The sequence below is a fragment of the Candidatus Zixiibacteriota bacterium genome, from assembly GCA_029860345.1.
GTDB lineage: Bacteria > Zixibacteria > MSB-5A5 > GN15 > FEB-12 > JAJRTA01.
Genome location: JAOUBJ010000001.1, coordinates 157,503 through 180,754 on the forward strand (window position 1 = coordinate 157,503; position 23,252 = coordinate 180,754).

Sequence of the window (23,252 nt, forward strand, 5' to 3'; positions counted from 1 at the left end):
ATAACACTACCCGGACTTCTTCATCATCATGGGCTGGTTTTTTGCCTTGGCAAACGACACCGTATGCTCACCTCCATCGCGCATGTATACGAGCGTCACCTTGGTCCCGACTTTGATTGATTCAAACTGTTTGCGGAATGCTTCGCCATCGGACACCGCTTCACCCTGGCAGGATACCAGTCGATCCCCTTCCTTGAGCGGGTCGCCGGTCAGCTCCGTCTGAGCATTGCCGATAACCATCATCACATCGACACCACCGTCCTTCTCAATGAAAAGGACTCCGGCTTCCATAGCCAGGATCGGGTCCGGCCCATCGCCGGAGTTAATCGTTTCCACTTTTGTAATCTGGGGACCCTTTTCGTCACCGTTCATTGTCATAGTCTTGGTAAAGCTGCCACCTTCGCCTTTACCTTCCGGCGGAGTTCCGTCGGACGTCATCATCATAACCCGATGCCCACCTCCCTGCTGTTGATCTTCCGGTTTAGGGAATGAGACGATCTGCATGTCCTTGCCTCGCTTGATTCCGAACTCCACTGTTTCTCCGGCCTTGAGTGCATCGTAATTGGTGCGCAGGTCGGCAATGGCCTTCAGCCGCTTGCCGTTCATCATCAGTATTCGGTCTCCCTCTTTCAGGTCAACCTTGCGAAACTCTTTCGGAATATTCTCGCCTGTTGGCATCATATCGATCTTGAGGTTTTTGCCGTCGGTCATAATCACGGCCCCCAGACCCGGCAGAAAAAAGGCGTCATCGGCGCTGAACGAGACTGATTTGGTTTGACTGTTCGCAGTCGGGGCACCGAAAAACCCCATGCACAAACACAGGGTGGCGGCGATCAGCAGTGGCAGAGCGCGAACTCTCATTGAAAACTCCTTTGGTAACACTTGTTGCAAACTTCTTTGATCTGGCTCTAACTTACGGTAGTCAGGCTAACCGGTGTAGTTAATCACTGTTAGCGAAAGTTAAGAAATGTTAATGGCTGTTGGCAGATAACCACACCTGCGTATATTAGACACATGGCACTGAAGAAAAAAACAGTGAGTTTGATTGTAGTCACAATCGTGGCGGCTCTGTCGGGGCTGGTTACGGTGCAGGCCTATCTGCTCAAGAGCGCCTTCGACTCCAAGGAGCAGGCTTTTCATCGCAACGTTATGGCCGCCTTGAGCGACGCCTCGCAAAGACTGACCGCGAACGAGATGATGGCTATCGCCCTGATATCCGATCAGGAGAAGCACATCGACGCTACCGCATCCATACTGTCGATTGGCATCAAAGACTCACTGTGCGACTCGATTGAGATCGGTACGGAGATCTTTACCGCCCGGACTGATTCCGCCGATCCGATCCTCTGGTTCGAAAACGAAGCTATCCGATATCGCGTCCCCCGCCCCCAGCATGTCAAACTACAAATGATCGATCCCTCCACCGGTGAGGCCCGTGTTCTGGTCGATACTTTTCGCGAGGTAGGTAGTTACGATGTGCCTTTGATAAGTGATGAGGAAGCGTTCACCAACTATAATTGGCAATACGTAGGTGATTCCGGCACAACCGTCATGTACATGCATGAAAACCTCGTTGGTGGCGAGTTCTTCAAACGCAAGAACGACAGCACACGCGTGCGCATGGTGATGTCGGTACTGGATGGGTTGGATATTGCCGAACGGAAACCTATAAAGGAACGGCTGAACGAGTCGGAGCTTGATTCGGTGCTGGCTTTGAGTCTCAAAGAGGCAGGGCTGGACCTTGAGGTGGCCTACGGCGTCTTGACTCGCGCCGATTCACTGGCCATGGCAAAGTCGACCGAATACCGCGATCAACTCATAGCCTCGACACTCAGATCACCTCTTTTCCCCCACGATCCTTTCGGGGAGCCGGCCGACCTGGTGGTTTACTTCCCGCAGCGCACTGCATACTTGTATCAACAAATGGTTCCGATGGTTCTTCCCACGACGCTGTTGATGCTGATCGTGGTAGGCTGTTTTGCCTATACTATCCGAACGATTCTGTCACAGCGTCGCTTCGCAACCCTTCTGGTGGACTTCATCAACAACATGACGCATGAGTTCAAAACTCCCATAGCCACCATCCGGCTGGCAGCCGAAGCGGTGGCCCGTCATGACGTCATCGAAAACAAGGACCGCGTGCGGCAGTTTAACGACATGATTCTCGGCGAAACACAACGTATGAGGAATCAGACAGACAAGATCCTGCAAATGGCGGTACTCGAAGAGGGCGACTATGAGCTCAAACTCGAGTCCGTCGATCTTCATGAATTGATCAAAAACGCTGTCGACACTGTGGCACTACACATTGAGAATCGGCAGGGCACGGTCGAGTGTGATCTCAGAGCCGAACAACACACCCTGACGGCCGACCCTGTCCATCTGGGCAACGTGGTCCACAACCTTCTCGACAACGCATCCAAGTATACGCCGGAGTCACCGCGGATTCGCGTGAGCACCAGTGACGACAACGGCGTCCTGGCGATGGCCGTGACCGATAACGGTATCGGCATGCATCAGGACGATTGCCGTCGGGCCTTCGATAAGTACTTTCGCGTCTCTCATGGCAACGTTCACGACGTAAAGGGATTCGGACTTGGCCTTAGCTATGTCAAAATGATGGTTGAAGCGCACGGCGGTACGGTGTCGATACACAGTCGACCCGGCGAAGGAACCAGAGTGGAGGCGACCTTTCAAGCGTCGAGCCTGACCGGATAGGGAATCAGTATGAGCGGACACAGAGTTCTCCTACTTGAGGATGACGCCAGCCTGGGTGCGGTGCTGCAGGAGCATTTGCAGATGCAGGGTTTCACGGTTACCCTCTGTACCGATGGCGTCCAGGGTTCCCAGGCATTCAAGGCGAACGAGTTTGATATTTGTCTTGTCGATATCATGATGCCCCGCAAAGACGGCTTTTCATTCGCCGAGGATGTTCGTAGGACCGACTCCGAGATTCCGCTGATTTTTCTGACAGCCAAGGCCATGAAAGAAGACAAGATTCAAGGATTCAAAGCCGGATGCGACGATTACGTCACCAAGCCGTTCAGTATCGAGGAACTTATGCTGCGTATTCAGGCGGTGATGCGACGCAGGCGGAAACCGACCGAGGCCGAATCACCGACCAGTTTCGAAATCGGCAGCTACTCGTTTGACTACCCACGACAATTGTTGACGCGCAACGAGCAGCAGCGTAAGCTGACGCCACGCGAAGCCGACCTGCTCCGCCTATTGTGTCAAAGCGTCAACCGCACGGTTCGCCGCGAGGATGCACTAAAACAGATTTGGAACGATGACGGCTACTTTGCCGGGCGTTCTATGGATGTCTTTATCTCGAAGCTGCGCAAGCATCTCAAAGACGACCCCAGAGTGGAGATACTGGGTATCCACGGCAAGGGTGTTCGGCTCGTGGTGGGATAATCGATGACAGCCGTCAGCTGCCTTACTCCAAGACTCATAATCGATGATAGGCCATCACCACCGTGCTTGTTGAAAAGTCTCTCCAGCCCGTTGCAGTGGGTCTTGCCTATCCCGCGGAACGCGGGATTGGTGTGGCCCGCCACTGCCGACCAACATGGAGTTAGGGGCTTGTTGAAAGAGGCCTGGCTCACAGGTGGTGTTGGGCGACCCCACCCGGTACCTGCCGTCCAAACCAATGGCTGTCAGGCGAGTCACCTGACAGCACCTTCATCGCGTGGCACTTCACCTTGTGGTATTGAGGGTTTATCAACAAGCCCTTAGGTGCCGGATCACAACCACGCCTTGGGCAAGTCCAGTACCCGACACCACAGAACAAGAGTATGCCACCAGGGTCTACGGTGCCGAGCGCTCACAAAATCACCCGGCAACAACATGGACAGGACAGTATAAAGGCAATCCCGGGGGGCAAACGGTAAGGGACTCCGGTTGTGTTAATGTGCATTAATGTTTGACATTTTCGCTCTTGTTAACCATACTGGCGCTGTGAAAGATCCAAAGAAGAGCCCGCACCTGTTCCACATACCGGTGATGGGTACCGGTTTCAGTATTGACACTCCCCTCAAAGTTGCGAAATACGGTATCTCGTCTGTGGTTTCGCTGGTCGATGATGTTCTCATCGAGCAGATGCGGCAATTCCATTGTAAAAGGCTGGGCCTGCCTTATGTGGCCATACCTGACAGTAACGAAGATGCTCGCGCCAACCGTATCACCGCCTACCTGGAGCTACTGGGTGAGGTGGTTTGTGGTCAGGTTAAGGCCTTGCAGTCCTCGCCTTTTGAGCCCGGCAGCGAGATTACCCGTTACTTTGAGATGCTGCCTGACGCGCCGCTGAAGCGATCCTACCAGAACATGCTCACCGTGTCGAACCCGGCGGCGAAAACCAAACTGCAGAATGCTCTGCGCAGCCAGGCGGTTCCGGGCAGTATCGATGTGAATATTATGACCAAGTTGGACCGCGATATATACTACGGCGGGAAAAAACTACCGCCTGAGTCTGCCGATGCCATGGCCGCTCTCAGAGGTTACGCCAGGAGTAACTTGCAGTCATCTATAGTATTCTCAGCCGGAATAAACCGACGTCTCTATAGTTATCTGGCCAAATTCGACGATTTCCTCCCGGATCACCACGGCATGCTTCGCAAAAGAATCGTTCTGAAGGTGAGCGATTTCCGCTCGGCCATAGTTCAAGGTCGCTATCTGGCCAAGAGAGGACTGTGGGTCTCTGAGTTCAGAATCGAATCTGGTCTCAATTGTGGCGGTCACGCCTTTCCCACCGAAGGACACCTGTTGGGACCCATTCTGGATGAGTTCAGGCGCCAGAGGACAGAACTGATCAACGATCATCACGAAGTATACAACCGGGCGCTGGCCGCGATAGGACGACCCCAGATTCAAGCGCCCCACCAGGTTCGTGTCACGGTGCAGGGCGGCATTGGCACCGCCGATGAAAACAGTTTCCTCCTTGGACACCTACAGGTCGACGGTACCGGCTGGGGAACACCCTTCTTGTTGGTCCCGGAAGTAACAAATGTAGACGATGTTCACCTGGGAAAACTGTCGTCAGCCGACAAAAACGATGTGTACCTGAGTGACCGCTCACCGCTTGGCGTACCCTTCTGGATATTGCGCAACTGTGGCAGTGAAGAGTTTCACCAAGAGCGGATTGATACCGGCAAACCCGGTAGTATGTGTCCGAAAGGCTATCTGGCTGCCGATACCGAATTCAACGATGTCCCGATCTGCCGGGCATCCAGGCTCTATCAGCTTAGGAAGCTGCGGCAGCTTTCAGGGACCATCCAATCGGCCGAGCAATTGAACACCATGAGGGAAAAGGTACTGGTCAAATCCTGCATCTGTCATGACGTTGGCGGCGGCGTGGCTTTGAAACTTGGGATAGACCCCAAAGCCAGCCCGGCTGTCTGCAGCGGCCCCAACATTGCGCACTTCTCCAAAGTCGCATCCCTGGACGAGATGGTCAGCCATATCTACGGACGCTTATCCATACTCAACAACTCCGACCGCCCCCACATGTTCATCAACGAACTGACAATCTACGTTGATTACCTCCGCCGGGAAGCTCAGAAAACATCAGAGGAATTGGCCGACAAAACGGTCAAGTGCTTCAAGGAGTTCAAACGGAACCTAGTTACCGGGATAGACTACTACCGCACTCTTGCCCAGCAATTCAGTGAAGAGCAGAGAGAACGATTCCTGTCGGAACTCGATACTTTGTTCAGTGAGTTAGAAGACGTTCTTCCGGCATCATCCACCGTTGTCCCTGCCTAAAGCTCCACCCAGCCCTTGAATCGGGGCTCTCAAACGCCCGCTGCCGGCCAGCGTACCATCTTTGCGCGTAACAGGGGCGATGTCCCGATTGGAGCGGGCGTTGCAAAACCATCACCGGAGGTCTTAGCCTCATGAGCTCAAGACAAGACACCAGCGCGCAGGGCATTCTGTTTCTTGTTCTTCTTGCAGGCATCCTTGTATTCTCGAACGCGGACTTAAACGCAGAGTCGATTAATCCACGATTCGAAGTTTTCGGTACGGACGAACCGATAAGTTGGTTCGCGGCGCGGGACTCGGCTGAAAATCACGGAGGTTATCTGGCCATTATCACCAGTGCCGCTGAGCAGGCCGAAGTGGCCGCGCTCCTTTCCGAGAGCGACACGGCCTGGATGGGCGGGTTTGATGTACTGATTGAAGGAAAATGGGTCTGGCTTAACGGCGAGGCCTGGTCCTACGATAACTGGAATGTACCCCACCCGTGGCCGTCAGGATCTTATGACTACTTGCAGATTGTGGGGTCGGCAGGCGGCAAATGGGAATCAGCGGCCAGCCACACCGATGCTTACGTGGTCGAGTACGAGTGCTGTATTGAGAGCACAGGCAATGTTGATAGTGACCCTTCAGAAGCTGTCGATATATCCGATCTCGTCTACCTGGTCGACTTCATGTTCACCGGCGGACCGGCTCCTTTGTGCACCGACGAGGCCGATATGCAATTGTCGGGGGACATAGACATCTCCGACCTGGTTTTCCTGGTCGACTTCATGTTCACCGCAGGACCGGCGCCGCCGGATTGTCCGCCGTTGATCGTACCACCCGGCGACACCGTCATTTTGACCGACATCACCGGGAAGCAGTGGGACATAAGTTATGCCGTGCACTTTTATGGTTTCGAACGTACCCACTTTAATTTCGGCTTGGGACCGCATTCCATTCGGCCGATAATCAACCCGGAGTTCCTCACCGCTGCCGACAGTGGATTCCCCAACGCAGACGACACCTTCATGGTTCTGGGAACTACCATCAACGGCGATACGCGGGCTTATCCCTGGCACTCCCTGATCGGGATTGAAGTGGTCGATGATTCCTTTGACTCGGTGTACGTCGCGGCAACCTACTGACCACTCCAAGAAGAGGCTGTCGTGTACAGCCGCGAAATCGACGGTCAGGTCCTCACTTTTTCGGCCAGTGGATGGACTTACGACTTCCTGTTCGTGCTCTACGATTATGAGACCGAGACTATATGGTATCCATCTAATATCGGTGAAGCCGGTTTCGGGTGCTCCTGCGTGTTGTGGGGTGTGGCCGGTCAATTCGCCGGACGCATGATTCTCTCCGAGCAGTTTTTTAATGCGCCCTGGGACATCTGGCTGGCCGGACACCCGGATACCAAGATACTCGAAGGTGGCTTTGACGGTTGGTTCGGTGATACCCTTGACGCTGCCTATTACAAGCGCGGTCGGAGTCAAAATTCTCGGGAGTAGGCTTGAACATCTTCAGACCTGTCGGCTTCATAGGCTGAACATTCTCAAACCGGCCGAAGCCTACCAGCTTTCTCTGCCGTGACATCCGGTGTTGGTGCACTCACCGTTGGCCCAGACGCCCTGACCGGATGAAAAGCTGATCGTATTCTCACCATCGACATGCACCCATTTTTCAACGAGGTTGAGAGAGGCATCTACTGTGGTCGAGTGACACTGGTAACATTCGACATCCTTGTCCACAACGTGCTTTTCGTGTCGTCCGGATAAACGTGCCGGATGGGCTCCGAAGTCATGACAACTGCCGCATAGGTCTATGCCGGACTCGGTCCAGGGAGGAGACTGGCTGTTGTTGCCGCCCGGGAAATCTCCATGGCAGTAAGTGTCGGCGCAGCTTGAATCGTCGCGGCTCCACGTAGCGTTCGGCCCGGCGAGAGGTCCGAAAGTAACCTCGGCGATGCCGTCCGGTCCGAAATGCTCGGGATCGTCCCATGCAAGCGGCGTGACATGACACTCGGTACAACTAAATCCAACAGCCATAGGACCACCATCCAAATGAATCGTGTGGGCACCGACGGCCAATTGAGAGGTTGCTGTTTCGCCACTTATGCCCAACGGCGGAGCGCCCGTTTGGTTATCAGCGCCGCCGTGGCACAAAGTGCAAGTACCGGAACCACCACCGTGGCAACTACTACAGACTACCACGTCTCGCGTCAAGGTATCGATGATACCGTTCACATGCAGAGATGGATCGGTGATATTCAGCAGTGTGTCCACGACGGATGCATGGCAATCGCCGCATTTTAGCGAAGCAACCTCGACATGGAACTGGTGTTTCCAGCGCAAGTCGGAAGGTTGCGCACCGACATCGTGGCACGAACCGCAGGAGGCCGGGTCGGACGATGTCCAGACAGGCACATTGCCAACAATACCGCCGTTGAAGTTGCCATGACAATAGGTCTGCTCACAGGTCGCATTTACCCGGTCCCATATCGACTGATCACCGGCCGTGGCGCCCCAAGTGATCTCGGCCACCGAGTCGATTCCAAAATGATCCGGATCGACCGCCGCGGCCGGTGTCACATGACACTCATCGCATTCGATGGCACCGGCCAGCGTGCTGCTCTCGACGTGCGCGGTATGCGCCCCCACTGCAAGATCGGTCGTGGCCGTTTCCCCCTCGATACCCGAAGGTGGCGCGCCGGTTTGGTTGTCGTCGCCGCCGTGGCAATCTGTGCAATGGGCGGTGCCCTGTTCGTGGCATACGTTGCAGGCGTCGTGATCGAGTGTCAGCAGGTCGACCTCCCCGTTGACGTGCAGAGTAATATCGATAATGTTGCCCAGTCTGTCGGCCACGCGGGCATGGCAATCACCGCAGGTGAAACCGGCTGATGTAATATGAAACTCATGGATACCGCCGATCTTCCCTGGATCGACGCCGACGTCATGACATGAACCGCAGTCGGCCTGACCACCGGACGTCCAGACGGGAGCGTTGGAAGGGTCACCGCCTGAGAAACTACCATGGCAGTACGTTTGCTCGCAGGTGGCCGCAGCCCGACCCCACACCGATTGCCCGCCGGCGATTCCGCCGAAATTGATCTCGGCCACCGAATCAGCACCGAGATGGCCCAAATCCTGAACGTTGGTCGGAACGTTATGGCAGCTTCCACACTCGAATGCCGCCGCAATCTCACCGTCTTCGAGATGCGCGGTGTGCGCACCCACGGCCAGGTCGGTTGTCGCACTCTCTCCTTCAAGTCCGGTGGGCGGCGCGCCGGTGGCATTATCAACACCTCCATGACAGGCGGTACACGCATCAACACCGGCACCATGGCAAACATTGCAAACGGTGGTGTCCCTTGTCAGCGTATCGACGACTCCGTTGACATGCAGATTTAGATTCGTGATCTGTAGCGCGGTATCAATTACGGTGGCATGACACTCAACGCAACCAAGCCCAACCGTTCCGACATGAAAAGCGTGTTTCCAACCGAGGCGCTGCGGATTCGCGCCGTCATCGTGGCAACTTCCACACTCGGCCTGTCCGGTAGCTGTCCATAGCGGCGCGTTGCCGGCGTTGCCGCCTGAAAAATCACCATGGCAATAGGTGTTCCGGCAGGTCCGGCTCTCACGGTCCCACACGGCCGTCCCGGCATCGCTGATGCCGTGCCAGATTATTTCGGCGATCGAGTCAATCCCGAGATGTCCACTGTCGGATGCCACCACCGGCACCAGGTGGCAGGCGTCACAACTCACGGCGGTCGCAATATCCGACGCCGTCAGGTGCTCGGTGTGGGCGCCGACGGCAATCGTTGTGTCGTATATCTCCCCGTGCAGACCCGTCGGTGGCGCCCCGGTAGCGTTGTCTCGGCCTCCGTGACAGGTAACGCAGGCACCTTTCTCGATATGACAATCGATGCACGACACCTGCACCTCGCCACCGTCAAAGTCGGCACCATGACATTCTCGACAACTCTCTGAACTGCCGGCTGTCACTACGCGACCGTGAAAGTCAGACGAACTCTTGTCCATCCAGGCACCGGGATGGGTGCCGGGCAGTGTAGACGTGGTTTTTTGATCACTGCAACCGCACAAAAGTGTGATGCACACCATCAGCCAAAGGCCAAGTACCCAGGCTACATTCTTGCGGTAGTGGCCGGTTCTGAGCGAACGATGGAAAACCATATCAGTCATGGCAGTACCCACAGAAGCCAAGTCCGCGTTCGTCGGTGCTGGTGTGGCATTGATAGCAGAAATATCCGCGGTCATCATGCCACGGACCGTGTTCATCATCGAAGCGAGCCGATCCCGGATCGTGAATGGCCGCATCGGTTCCGCGCACACCATCGAAATCCGAATGACAACCGCCGCGAGCGCAGGTTGGGTCGTTCGAGTCGTGACAGGCGGCGCAGTTTTCAACATCGGCTCGGGCCGCTGCGCCATGTTCCATCGTCCACGACAACGTCGAATGTCTCAGCGGCATGCGACGTTCGCTTTCGTGGCAGCCGTTGCAGAAACTTCGTGTGTTGTGACATCGTCCGCACTCGGTCTGTCGGCTTTGCGCATCCAATCCGTGAGTAAAAAAGTAATTCAGATCGTGAATATGGCCGGTGAGGTTGTCACCACGGTGGCATTGCAAACAGGCCGTCTCATGCTGGTGACAGCCAACGCACCAACTGGTTTCGAGAGCGGCTCGATCACCGTGCCGGTGTCGCCAGTCGTCGGGATGTATGTCGGCCAAAGTGATTAGAGCGCCATGGCAGAGGGCGCAATCGTCGTCCGCCTTGGTGCCATTATGACATTCCATGCAGAGAGCCATCTTCGGCAGGTGGGCCTGGCTGGATCGCTCACTGGTTGAGACTCCGGCGTGACAGTAGGCACATGCCGTCCCGGCGCCGATATGCTTTGCATGATTAAACAGTATTGGACGTTCCGGGTTGACCAATTCCTCAGGCTCGTCCGGGTGTCGATGACATTGATAACAGTTTTCCTCGTCCTCAACATCGTGACAGGCGCTGCATTCGTCCATCGTGGGCAGGTTTTTGTCGCCGGCTTGTTGGCTGGATTCTATGTCTATGTGGCAGTCAGCGCACTCGATCTCCTGGTCGGTCACATGAAGATCGTGGGAGAACAACAGATCACTTTCCGGCACCACCAATCGCGCTTCGGGCACAATCCCCGCCGCCCAGACGATTCCGCAGGTTGTCGCAAGAGCCGCAAGAAAAATGTATACGTGTCTCATCAGATCAGTTTCCCCCTTCGGCACCAACGGCAAAGCCGCGGCTGAGGCGCAGGTATAGTCTGGTATCGTTGCTTTGAACCGCGTTGCGAAGAAGTTGCGCCTCTACCCTCAAATCGTAGCACCCCGCTACACGCCGCGATGCTCCGACACTGATGGCGTGGGCGTCACTGTGATCCTGCTGTTGCTCCTGAACACGATAGCGACCCAGTGAAGCGCTGCCGTATAGCGTCCAGCCGTGGACAGGATTGGACCTGATGGACCCACGCAATGAATTGTTGTCGCCACCTCGTCCGCTTTGATGAAACCAATCGACCCGCCAGACAGCGGTGGATAGCCCGACACCAAACCGCCAGGTCTCCGAGTCTTCAAACAGCCCGACCTGAAGTTGACTGTTCAGCCTCAGACGCCGGGGCAGCGACCGTTGTCCCGTCAGACGCAACTGACGCCACGAGCGCGCCTCTATCAGACTGAAAACCGAATTGGCTGACACCGATGGTTCGCGATAGAGATACTCCGCCGAGAACTGCCAGGGACGATTGCGATAGCCGGTGCGAAACAGGACGGTGGCGAAGCTCTCGTCGATCATGTTGCGAGCTAAGCGTCCATACATGCGAAATTGTCGCCATGAATAACTGCCGTCCAGGCCGAGGCGATGAAAGGATAACACTCCGTCGTTCTCACGCCGGTGCCAACTTAATCCCAGCGGCAAGGCAGCGATAGGTTTGTACGAGAGCCGCCCACCCATCACCAAGAAGTCTGCAAGTGAGCGAACGGTCTCCGGATCGAGCCGATCCACCGAACTACCAGCCAACAGTTCCAGCTTTGCCTTTCGATAGGGCCCTATTCGCAGCCGGACGCCGTCCAGCAAGTCACTTCCTGCACCGCTGAAGACAAACTGCCGTCCTACCGACAGCTCCGCGACTCTGCGCGGGGTCTGATAGCGTAAGTATGCATCATATACAAAGAACTGCGGATCATCGGGACCGGCATCAAGGATATCGGTCGTCCAGCGTGAGTATGTTTTGAACGCAATACTCCCATGGCGGCTGTCGTGTAAGCGCATCTGAGCCCGGAGCGACTGATACGGTCTGAAATGTTCACTACCGGCGGTTGTGCGTCCATAAAACTCAGTGGTAAGCGTTCCCTTCAGGCTGACCGCCGCCGTACTTTCTACCGGAAAGATAGCCGGAAGAATCGGCAGCAGCAGAAGACAAACCCACCTGGCGCCGTGCCGCCTACATGAACGTGTGACCTTCAGTTTCAACAACACCTCTCTTGTCACCACACAACATATCGATGCTACTCAGCTAACCTGCTATGAGATGCAACCGTGAGGTACTCGTTGTCAAGTTTTACTTGCATGGAACGCTGTCATGCGCATAGATCGTGGATCGTGCTCGATGAGCTATGGGTGCATGTGCGGATGTGGATTAGCTTCCCAGTCTGGACCGGCACTCCCGCAGATCGTCCGCAACTCGTTGGTCGTTCGGACGAATCCGCGCGGCTTGTTCAAGATTCTCCAAAGCAATCTTGAAATCACCCTTATTCATGTAAGCGACACCCAGGGTGTGTTGAGGCAGTGGGACAAACAAATAATCGGTGGCCCATCGATCGAACGGATCATTGAGAGGTGGGTTGGCGACGGCGTAGTTGGCCAGATCGATGGCGCGCTCGTTGTCCATATCACCGGCGGCTAAGACCCAGCCAAGAAGATTGTGGCTGTAGAACGAACTATCCCTGGCCAAGGCGCTTTCTGCGTAATCAATTGCCTGCCCGAACTCGCCCTGATAACTGTAAAGGTAACCAAGGTTGCGCCCGACAGTGACCGTGACGCTGTCCTGCCGGTAGGCCGCCTGTGCCCAGGGTAGAGCATCGTTGAATCTCCCTTGCAGATAGAACACTCTGGACAAATACAGTTTGGAGAACAACCGTGTCGAATCCTGCTGCAAAGCGCCACGAAGTGTCTGTTCGGCCGCATCGTAGTCATTCAAGTACGTCTGCATCCGGCCTATGCGGTCCAGGATCCAGAGCTTGTGAGGACTGTGGTTATTTGCTCGTTGGTAGTGCTTCAGGGCAAGATCGTATTGGCCTGTTTGACTAAAGTAATAGCTGACATTATTCAACAACTCAAATTGAGCATTTAGCGACGGACAACTGTCCAGAGCTGTTTGCAGCAATTCGCCCACCTGGTCGAACCGTTCGGAATAAACAAGAAGTTGCAATTGCTGCGAATATCGATTCTTGTCGCTGCCCACCATTGGTTCGTTTGCATAAACTTCTTCCGCCTGCGCCCAATCGCCGCGATAGATGGCGGCATCAAAAACGACGGCTCTGGCCCAATCGCTGATTGTCCGCTGTGCATCAGCCTCGATAGCCTCAAGCGCCAGTTGTTCGGCGCTGTCATAGAGCCTGGCGTTGAGACAGACCTGGGCATCGACCACCAGTAGTTTCGCCTTGGTGTTGGATGTTACTATGGGATAGCCACGTTTGATCACTTCGGCGGCCCGATGGCGACGACGGTCCGAACTTGCATACAATTGCGCCACATCGGCGATCAGGTTGATCTTGCCGGCCGCAGTGGAGATAGTACGCCACCCCTCCTCGAAAGCGGAATCGGCCTCAGCAGATCGGTGCGCCCTCTCGCACATGTGGATCAAGAACCGCCATGAATTTGGAGAGCCTGCGCCCAGTCGGCACTCCTTGCGGGCATATTTTATGGCATTGGCGAAGTCTCTCCGATTGTAAGCCAGATTAGCCAGACCATCCCAGGCACGACGATAGGTGCTGTCACTTCGCACCGATTGCAGATAGGCCAGGTTCGCTTCATCGTAACGTCTGAGTCCAAACAAGGTCCGACCGTAGCTGCACCAAGCGGTGGCATCGCTACTGTCGGTATCCAATGCGATTGCCCGCAGAACATAGCTTTCAGCTTTTTCATACTGACCAACAGTATTACAGCCATCGGCGACGGCCGAGAATAATCGTCGTCTGTCTGCGTCGGATGGATGACGCCTTAGCGCCTCGCTGAGAGCTTGATCCACAATTGTAGAGTCCCCAACGGCTATTGCGGCCTGGGACAGGTACCGATACCCGGCCGGAGCGTGGGGGGCGGCGGCGATCAACTTTCGCGCGGCCTCGCTATAGCGCTCGTAATCCTGCCTCTGTTCGTAAACATCAAAAACGTGGCGATAAGCCAACACAAAACCGGCGTCTAACCCGATCGCTGTTTCAAATGCGGCCAGGGCTTCAGCACGTTTTGAGTTGCTCGTGTGGTACAACGCCTCGCCCAGTCCATACCAGCATTCTTTGTCGTCCGCGTACTGATCGGTCAATTGATCATACACTGTCTCGGCGTCGGCATAACGTTGCTCGATAAGAAGGGTCGCCGCCTCCAGGAGACTCTTCTCCCGTGGGGATGAGTATTGTCCCTGGGCGAGCAGCGTGCGAATCGACTCAAGTCCGCGTCCGGATGCGACATCCTCCTGCCACCACTGGGCGATAGCCATCTTGTAATACGCCTGGTTGAACTGGGGATCGATTTTGACGGCCAACTGGAATTCGGAGATGGCCTTGGTATATTCAGTTTCACCCAGAAAGTCAATCCCGGCCAGATAATGCCGGTAGGCCTGTATCGATGAACTGGTTTTGTCGCGTATAGATAGATCGACGGCCGCGCTCTCAGCTTCAGTAAACACCAGATACTGCCGCACCCGCCCGGTAAGGTCATCAACCATTGCATACAAGTCATTGCCATCAATCTTGTGCGACTTGATGATCGTGCCGTCTGACAAGTCGATCAACTGACAAGTCACCACCCACTGATCTTTCATCCGCATCAGGTTTCCCGTCAACATGGTTCGGGCACCGGCTTTGGTCGCGACTTCACTGGCGGCGGCAGGATCGATTCGGTTGCGGTCGCGAAAACCGAGCTGCTTTTGCACGTCGAACAGGCGCTGGCTACTGATCAGTTTTATCGAACCCAGACCTGAGAGATCGGTGATGACTAACTCCTGAAGGATTTGCCCCAACCGCTCCTCATCCTCGATATCGGATAGGTTTTCAAAATGCAATACAGCCAGAGCGTTTTCGGCTGCATTGACGCCCCCGGAACCGCCCAACTGCAGGTTGAACGGATTAAGCACCAAGACCAGGATGGCAGCCGCCACCACGGCGAACGACATAACGTACAGTCGCTGCCGCTTCCGCTTCTGGGTTTGATACCGCTGGGTGACTCCGGACAACGAGTAGCTGCCCGAACTCAAGTCCCGTTGAAGCAGTTTCAGGTCGGACACAACCCCGGCCGCACTCTGGTAGCGCATCTGGGGGTCTTTCTCCATCAGTTTGGCCACGATCCGTTGCAGGTCTTCGGTGATATCAGAGCGATAACGGGCCAGCGGGTCAGGAAGTTCGGTAACAATGGCCTGCATGGTAGCCGCATGGTTGTCCCGACGAAACGGCGCCTGGCCGGTGATCAATTCGTAGAGAGTGACCCCGAGTGAGTACAAGTCGGATCGCTCGTCAACCGTTTCTCCCTGGACCTGTTCCGGCGACATGTAGGCGGCGGTACCGATTGTCGAACCCCGCTCGGTAATACTCTGGCTGCCGCGAAGAGTGGCCAGACCGAAATCCAGCAGTCGGGGACGGAGGTCTGAGTCCAAAACGATATTGGACGGTTTGATATCACGATGGACCACGCCGGCATCGTGCGCCTTGCCCAATCCGTCGCATATCTGAATAGCCAGATCAATAATCCTGTCGGTAGACAGCTTTTCGTCGGCCGTTACCGCAGACAGGGGCCTGCCCTCGACATATTCCATAGCCATGAACGGCCGTCCCCGATGCTCTGAGACTTCATGAACAGTGACTATGCTGGGATGGTTCAACTTGGCGGCGGCCTGAGCTTCCCGTTTGAAACGAGCCGCAAAGTCATCATCGGCGGTTAGGTGGGCCGGCAGGAATTTCAACGCGACTTTGCGATCAAGTTCGGTATCCTCGGCAAGGAACACCTCGCCCATACCACCGGCGCCGATTTTCTCTACGATCCGATAGTGGGCTACCAGCGCACCGGATACCGGCACGAAATGAGTTCGCGTATTGTCATCATGTTTTTCGTCAGACATACATAGTCCTGTACAAACATTGCGGGGTCCGTCGTGGGCGCACGGCCACAGGATACGCATCTATCGATTCGATTGGCAAGACCAAAAGTTCGCACAATCATATCGACGACTGCCGACATCCTGAGGCGCTCGGCCTTGGCGCCTGCGTTTAATTGTAGATACGAATGAGGACGGCCAAGGTTCGGCGGGAATTTTCAAGCCAGAGTTCCGGCCACAAAAAAAGCCCGGCGGGGCGAACCCACCGGGCTTGAATTTTACGAGAGTGTATCCACTACTATGGACATGGCGCCGGGGCCGGACCGGAATTGAACATCCAGTCCACCAGGTATACGAGATCGGCAATGTCGATATCACACTCGGCTTCACAATCCACCATACAACCGTAACTGCCGTTGATATTCCACTCTTCCACGCAACACGGACCGGGACCACTGTTGAACATCCAGTCCACAAAGGCGACCAGATCAGAAATATCGATCACGTCATCACCGTCACAGGCGAAATCGCCGCGCCCGGCACCCTTACAGCATACTTGCGACTCACCGGTGACAACGAATGACAGATCGAGCGAGTCACCGAAGAAACGTGATGGATATAGGTAACATCCCATTGTGTATCCCCCTCCATCGAACATCAATTGAATAAACTCCAAATCCGCGCCGTCTACCTCACAGTCGCTGTTGGCGTCTGCACCGGCATAGAACGGCGGATCGACCCCTGGTACAGTGTAGGGCGGCGGCGGGCCGCCGGTGGACAGAAAGTCAGACAGGTACACAAGATCGGACATATCGACCCAGCCTGAGCCGTCTGCATTGCCGGGGATGTAATCGTAAACAGCCGGCGGCACAGCCAGGCGCAACCAGTTGAACGGTGTATTTTCGGCCGCCATTGAAGCATCACCGGCTTGCAGGGCTGTGGACAGCCATCCCCACTGAGGGTCACCATCGCCGCTCACATAGGCCGACACCGACAGCCAGTATTCTACGCCACAGCCGACTTCGAACCACTGCTCCTGGGCCAACTGAACAATGTATTGAAAGTACTGCGAGTAGTCATCATCGGTGTAGGATTCCTGATATGGCTGGTGCCAGCCGTGTATTGCCGTAGGGTCAATCGTCAAGACTGCCACATTCGCAATTGGAATCACTGTCTCCCACAGTAGGGCGCTGGGCCAATCGTGCAACGACCCGGGATTGTTGCTGAACATACGCAAATGAAACGAGTCAATCTGCCCGGCCGTACCGTTCATCCATGATCCCCAAAACTGGAGTCCTTTGAGATTGCCGTTGACCTGGCTGGTCCAGTCGTCGGTCAGTATGAACGGATGAGTGCCGTTTATGCACCATCCGCTGTCGTCCGGTGTTTGTGGAGTGGCCATAATAGGATCATCCCAAGCCGCTCCACCAGCCAGACAAGAATTGGCTAGTGACAAGCAAATGACTGCTAACGTGGAAATCCTGTTGGAGCCGAGCACTCTGTTCAGCATGTCTCCTCCTCATGGTGACACTTCGTGGTTGCAAATCTCAAGGCGGCAAAGCGACTGCTCCGGATCAACAAAACGCAGAAACGAGAAATCGTGAGAATCACTTCTGCGTACGAAGAAATATACTTGCTAATCCACGATGTGTCAATAAAAACTCAGGGCCCAAGCGAGTCCTCGATAGGATGTCGGAGGTAAGTTTGTCCAGGCCCACACAAAAGAAGCCCGGCGGGGCGAACCCACCGGGCTGTTACTATCGATCTAATTGCTGACTAGCGAGCAGCACCCGTTCGACAGCCGGTCGCAGCAACCGCAGGAACGGCGTGTGAAGACCACTTGCGAACAGTCTCCTTGCCGATCTCTGAGGCGTCACTCGACTTACCACAATCCAGGCAATCACAGCGACATGGCTGCGGACCACCGGTGAACATATAGTCAACAACGTAAACGAGATCACTAATGTCGATTGATCCGTCACAGTTGACATCGACGTCCTCGAAGCAGCATGGCTGCGGGCCACCGGTAAACATGTAGTCTACCAGGTACACGAGGTCGGATATGTCGATACCGAGGAATCCGTCACAGTTGATGTCGCCGCGAATTCTATCCGGAGGCTGGCAGCAGCCACCCGGAGGAATCGGGGTGTGCTGTTTGCGAGTTTGTCCGATTACCGTACCGTTGTGGTCGAAGATCGGCACGATGCGCGGGTCAAAGTATGGGATATCGAACGGCGGGGTGAAGGCACCACCGGAGAACGGATCCCAGTTACCCGCACAGGACAGATGCATCTGGGCCGGATCGCCGAACAACGAGTCCATCGGGAACGGTAGAGTAGTCGTTATGACATAGAAGATGTCAAAGAAACTCTCCGCCCAGTTGTCGTTACAACTGTCGCACATCTGGATGTAACCACCCGATATCAGATTCGGATTGAGATGGATTTCGAACGGTCCACCTAATACCGGATCACTGCCGGCGCCGCTGAACTCGACTACCTGAGTACCCATACGGTAGAATCCAGGTGAGACCAGGAACGGCGCTGTACGCACCACCACCATGTTGTTACCTGTGGCCATCAGGGTAGTCAACAGGATAGTACCGGTGTTGTCGTACAGTTCGATCTCGAAGTCGTGTGTCGGGATCGTATCGACACCCGGTGTCCATCCGGTACCGCATCCGGTGTCACACGGATTCGGGACACAGACCGTGCCGTCACCGTTGTAGACGCCGCCGATAGCTTCACACTCAGCAGCCGTGGCGATAAAGCAGAGGATACCGCCCTGGGGTTCACAACAGGCACCCATCGGGTCTTTATCGACCCGGTGCTTCTTCCAGGTGTAACCGATGAGATTGCCGTCGGCGTCGTAGATCGGCACCTTGCGCGGATCAACATATTGGTGACCGTTCGGAGGTGTGAAGACACCACCAGGGAACGGATCCCACTGTTCCTCGCACGGCAGACGCATCTGGGCGTTGCCCTTCAGGATGTTCTCCGGAGGCGGCAGCGATGTCAGTATCCGGTAGTTGATATCGAAGAAGCTCTCAGCCCAGTTGTCGTTACAACTGTCGCACATCTGGATGAAGCCACCCGAAATCAGATCCGGATCGAGTTGTAAGGTGAAGGCGCCACCTGTAAGCGGACTGATACCATTACCACCGAATTGGAGAATATCGGTGTCCATACGCCATATACCAGAGCCAGGGACCGGCTCATAAGGCACTCCGCGCTGGACGATCATGTTGACTCCAAACGCGGTAAGCGTCCCGAGCGAGACGGTGCTGTCGGTCGGATCAAACAACTCGACCTCGAAGGTTGAGTACAGAATGGTATCGATTCCCGGCGTCCAGCCTGTGCAGATGCACGGGTTGGGGAAGCAGGTCGTGTTGGCGCCCTGCCAGGCTTCGGTTGCGGGATCGCAATCGGCTGCCGTGGTCATACGGCATGCACCGGTAGCCAGGTCACAACATGCGCCTAACTCATCGTCGGCTACATGGTGACGCTTCATGGTGTATCCGATGATCTCGCCGGCCGCGTTCAAGATCGGCACCTTGCGCGGATCATTATAGGTGTGACCGTGCGGAGGCGCGGACGGATCCCATCCTTCGGAGCAAGGCAGCTCCATCTGAGCGTTGCCGAAGAGCAGGTTATTCGGAGGAGCTTGAGTAGTCGAGAGCTGGTAATCGATATCGAAGAAGCTCTCGGCCCAGTTGTCGTTACAACTGTCGCACATCCGAATGTATCCACCCGCGTTCCCGTTGGGATCGAGTCCCACAGTAAACGCACCACTCAGAAGCGGGCTGTTGCCGGAGCCACTGAATTGAAGGATGTCGGTATCCATACGCCAGATACCCGGTGTCTCCAAATACGGGGCGTTGCGCTGGACGATCATCTCGGCGCCAAAGGCGTAAGCGGTACCGAGGTAGATAGTGTTGTCGTTGGGATCGAAGACATCAATCTCGAAGGCCGAGAATAGTATCGTATCGATACCCGGTGTCCAGCCAGTGGGACAGTCGTCGTCACACGGATTAGGAACGCAGGATGTTCCGTCGCCCTGATAGGTACCCTGCGCATCGGCACACTGTTGAGCAGTGGTGATAAAGCATAAACCGGTGCCCTGCTCACAACAAGCGCCCGTCGGTGTAGGCGGATTCACCCAGTGAATCGGCCGGGTCCATCCAAGGGTGTCACCGGCAGGATCTGAGGGATCGACCAAGGGATGCCAGTCGGGGGTAGTCAACTGGTTGTCGACCGGCGGAATCTCATTGATCACCGAAGCCATGCGAATAGGAGCCGGCGAGACTACATGATGTCCCAAACCGACCACCTCGACATCGAAGAAGACATCGAAGAAGGCGTCAGCCGGGAAGTCTGAACTCGGCGACTGAGACCTGATCTCGCCCGGAGACGGCAATGGCAGACTCAGAATGAGGTCACCTAACGATGGGCTGCTGCCGGAAAGGTCCATCGACAGCATCTCGGTCTGCACGGTGCGCTGACCGGTAGCCGGGTCAGTTTGCGGCGCCTGACGCTGGATTATCGCCTGGCCTGTCAATTCAACAGTCTCGTCCGGCGGTTGCGAAGGAGAAGGTTGGACCGGACCCATGATTAGCGGCATAATGCCAATAGTCGGAATTGTATCCGGTGGCGGTGGCGGGTCCGGCGGCGGTGGCAGTACCCAGTGAATAGGTATCACCCATCCGATAATCACGCCTGGACTCTGAGGGTCCTCGACCGGATGCGGTTCACCGTTGGTGGTCAACTGCGTGTTCGGCGGAGGAATTGCCTCAATTTGAGCCTGCATAACCGGTGGCTGCATGGGGATGATCGAATGCCCGAGTTCAGGGAAGAACACTTCATAGTCGACATCGAAGAAGACATCAGCCGGGAACATCTGAGGGCTTGGCAACTGTCCTCTTATCTCACCAGGAGCGGGCTGTGGCAGTTGCAGAATGGTCTGGCCAAACATGGGGCTCTGACCAACCAGATCCATCGAGAGAATCTCGGTCTGAATCGTGCGTTGACCGCTGGCCGGGTCAGTTTGCGGCGGATCGCGCTTAATTATGGCCTGACCTTCAAGCTCAATTACATCGTCGGCAGGCTGACCGGGGACAGGAGGATTAGGGCCAACCCAGACGTTCATTATTCCGGTAGTCGGAACGGTATCATTGGCCGAGTCGGGCGGGTTGACGTTATGTCGGTGCCAAACCCAACCGAGTGTGTCGCCGGTAACGGGATCGATAACCGGGCGTCTCCTCGGGTCCTTATAGACACGACCGTGCGGCGGAATCTGCCAGATCGTATCCACCAGGCGCGGCGGCTCGTCGGGTCTATAGTCTAAAGGAGTGCACTCAAGGGCAAACCAGTACTCATGGTTCTGACCGCAGTTGACCCCAGTGCCGGTATTCGGCGCGGCGAACACCCAGTAGGTGCCCGGTCCGGCTACGCGTGAAGTCGAGATGACATCGCACGCGGCACCGGCCACAGCCGGATCAACCGAGCTGGCCAGAGCGCAATCGGCAGTGTCGACAAAGCCGAGCACAAAATCGAAATCGGCTTGACCGGTAACGGTGATAAACACGGGTCCGGTAAGGGTGAATTCATACCAATCGGTATCACGTGATCCTCCATCGGCCCAGGCCGTGCCACAAATCGTGTCACCACAATCGATCGGTTCAAAAGTGGGTACCGGCATGTTACAGCCGCCGTTATCATCGCCTCCACACGGCTCGAGCTCCGGCTTCCACGATGACGAGCAATCGACGCAGAACGCAGAGCCATCCTTATTGGCTTCATAGGTCCCTGAATGCTCAGTCGAAAAACCGACCGACGTTGCCTTTGACAGCACCGCGGACTGACTCACTGGATCGTATTCCAAACTGCCGCGATACGTTGCTCCATCGTTGGGCCCCTGCCCTGGGCTGGGCGGATTTGGCGCCGAACCGAAAGTGAGCTTGTAATAGACATCAAAAAAGCTCTCGGCCGGGAAATCGACATGGGCCGTGATCTGATGTATCTGCCCGGTCGACAAGGGACCGCTCCGGTCCAGGGTGGCGAATATCGAATCACCCTGAGTGAGACTGAATCCGGCCAGCAACAGCGTATCCATGCGCGTGTCGATGGTCAGAATATCCCCGGCCGCGGTGTATGGATTGCCGCGGAAAATCACCGCGCGACCTTCCATTGCCACGACCTCGACCAAAACATTGGAGTCGGCCGGGTCGTAGATTGACACATCGGCTGTCGTGTTCACGACGTCGAAACCGGACGGCGGGTAGGCATCCTGCGCTACCGCTACCGATCCGACCATGGTACAGACGGCCAGTATCAAGATTGTTAGTTTTGTTTTTGACATTGTTTCCTCTAAATGAAAACTGAGAATTCCGACTTGTATTTTATAAGTCGGTCGAGACCTTGCCGATCCACATAGTCTATTTTGAAATCAGAGAATCGGCTCGGTTCTCGCTGTCTTACTTCCGGCTCAGGCGGAAGTTGTCAGGTTCTAATGGAGGATAGGCGGGGCTCGCCGGCTGGGTATTGTGGCCCAGCGTGGAGTTATCGGCAATACTTGATCGAAAATATTGACACGGCCCAACTCGGCGCGACGCACCGAACTGCGCCTTAGCAGGCGGCGCTGTATGAAGTGAGCCAGCAGGATAACCAAACCGTTGGCCATCAGGATTAAGGCGGACCCTAACAAAACGCCCATAAGCGAACCGAAACCGACCATCAACTCTCCCCCGGTCTGGCCGATCAACAGAGATTCGGACGGTCCGCCAAGTCCGGCCAACAAGAAGCCCAGCGGGAACCAAACCAGGGCGATCACCAGTGGATTGAATCCCATGCGCTTGCTAAGTTGGTTTATAGCCAGGCCGAAGAGGCCAAAGATCAGATTTATAGCCGCCAGTTTGTACACGAAAGCCAACGGCGCTACAGATAGTTCCCCGGCATTGGCCGCGACCATATAAACTGTCGCCAGCATCATACCCAGAAGCGGAGATTGCCCTCGGTTGAGCGACGGCAGCCGCCACAGGAAAGGGACCAGCGCAAACAAGGCCACAAACCATAAATGCGCATGGACATGAGCAAAAGTCAGCATTATGGCCGAACTTCCGGCACAAAGTAGGTTGGTACGAAGTTGGTTGTTGAGGCGCGAATTCATTTA

At 55.6% G+C, this 23,252-nt stretch carries 11 protein-coding genes and 1 pseudogene; 4 read left to right on the top strand and 8 right to left on the bottom strand.

The features are described from left to right. Positions 1 to 6 precede the first annotated feature (6 nt). A complete protein-coding gene (locus OEV49_00515) occupies positions 7 to 861 on the bottom strand; it encodes a PDZ domain-containing protein (GenBank protein ID MDH3889539.1) in 855 nt (284 codons plus the stop codon). A gap of 174 nt (positions 862 to 1,035) precedes the next feature. On the opposite strand from OEV49_00515, the gene OEV49_00520 reads away from it, so the two are divergent. The 4 genes and pseudogenes from OEV49_00520 to OEV49_00535 all read left to right on the top strand — a co-directional run bounded on the left by OEV49_00520 (position 1,036) and on the right by OEV49_00535 (position 7,247). Then, entirely contained in the window at positions 1,036 to 2,718 is a 1,683-nt protein-coding gene (locus OEV49_00520; GenBank protein ID MDH3889540.1) for a HAMP domain-containing histidine kinase, read from the top strand. Positions 2,719 to 2,727: 9 nt separating this feature from the next. Further along, the gene (locus tag OEV49_00525; GenBank protein ID MDH3889541.1) at positions 2,728 to 3,417 is read left to right on the top strand and encodes a response regulator transcription factor; all 690 of its coding nucleotides are present in this window, start codon (positions 2,728 to 2,730) and stop codon (positions 3,415 to 3,417) included. Between the two features lie 504 nt (positions 3,418 to 3,921). Beyond that, positions 3,922 to 5,763: a hypothetical protein gene (locus OEV49_00530; protein ID MDH3889542.1), complete on the top strand. Its 1,842-nt coding sequence runs from the start codon at positions 3,922 to 3,924 to the stop codon at positions 5,761 to 5,763. 131 nt (positions 5,764 to 5,894) lie between these two features. Continuing rightward, positions 5,895 to 7,247, top strand: a pseudogene (locus OEV49_00535) (DUF3179 domain-containing protein). A gap of 60 nt (positions 7,248 to 7,307) precedes the next feature. On the opposite strand, the gene OEV49_00540 reads toward OEV49_00535, so the two are convergent. The 7 genes from OEV49_00540 to OEV49_00570 all read right to left on the bottom strand — a co-directional run bounded on the left by OEV49_00540 (position 7,308) and on the right by OEV49_00570 (position 23,249). Then, positions 7,308 to 9,941, bottom strand: coding sequence for a CxxxxCH/CxxCH domain-containing protein (locus tag OEV49_00540; GenBank protein MDH3889543.1), 2,634 nt, complete (start codon positions 9,939 to 9,941; stop codon positions 7,308 to 7,310). Next, a complete protein-coding gene (locus OEV49_00545; protein ID MDH3889544.1) occupies positions 9,934 to 10,989 on the bottom strand; it encodes a hypothetical protein in 1,056 nt (351 codons plus the stop codon). The genes OEV49_00540 and OEV49_00545 overlap by 8 nt, the downstream gene beginning before the upstream one ends. A gap of 4 nt (positions 10,990 to 10,993) precedes the next feature. Further along, positions 10,994 to 12,253: a hypothetical protein gene (locus OEV49_00550; protein ID MDH3889545.1), complete on the bottom strand. Its 1,260-nt coding sequence runs from the start codon at positions 12,251 to 12,253 to the stop codon at positions 10,994 to 10,996. 166 nt (positions 12,254 to 12,419) lie between these two features. Then, a complete protein-coding gene (locus tag OEV49_00555; GenBank protein MDH3889546.1) occupies positions 12,420 to 16,109 on the bottom strand; it encodes a FlgO family outer membrane protein in 3,690 nt (1,229 codons plus the stop codon). 274 nt (positions 16,110 to 16,383) lie between these two features. Further along, on the bottom strand, positions 16,384 to 17,595 hold the full coding sequence (locus OEV49_00560) for a hypothetical protein (protein MDH3889547.1): 1,212 nt from the start codon (positions 17,593 to 17,595) through the stop codon (positions 16,384 to 16,386). A gap of 266 nt (positions 17,596 to 17,861) precedes the next feature. After that, a complete protein-coding gene (locus tag OEV49_00565) occupies positions 17,862 to 22,442 on the bottom strand; it encodes a hypothetical protein (GenBank protein MDH3889548.1) in 4,581 nt (1,526 codons plus the stop codon). A gap of 147 nt (positions 22,443 to 22,589) precedes the next feature. After that, positions 22,590 to 23,249: a hypothetical protein gene (locus OEV49_00570; protein MDH3889549.1), complete on the bottom strand. Its 660-nt coding sequence runs from the start codon at positions 23,247 to 23,249 to the stop codon at positions 22,590 to 22,592. Positions 23,250 to 23,252: the final 3 nt, after the last annotated feature.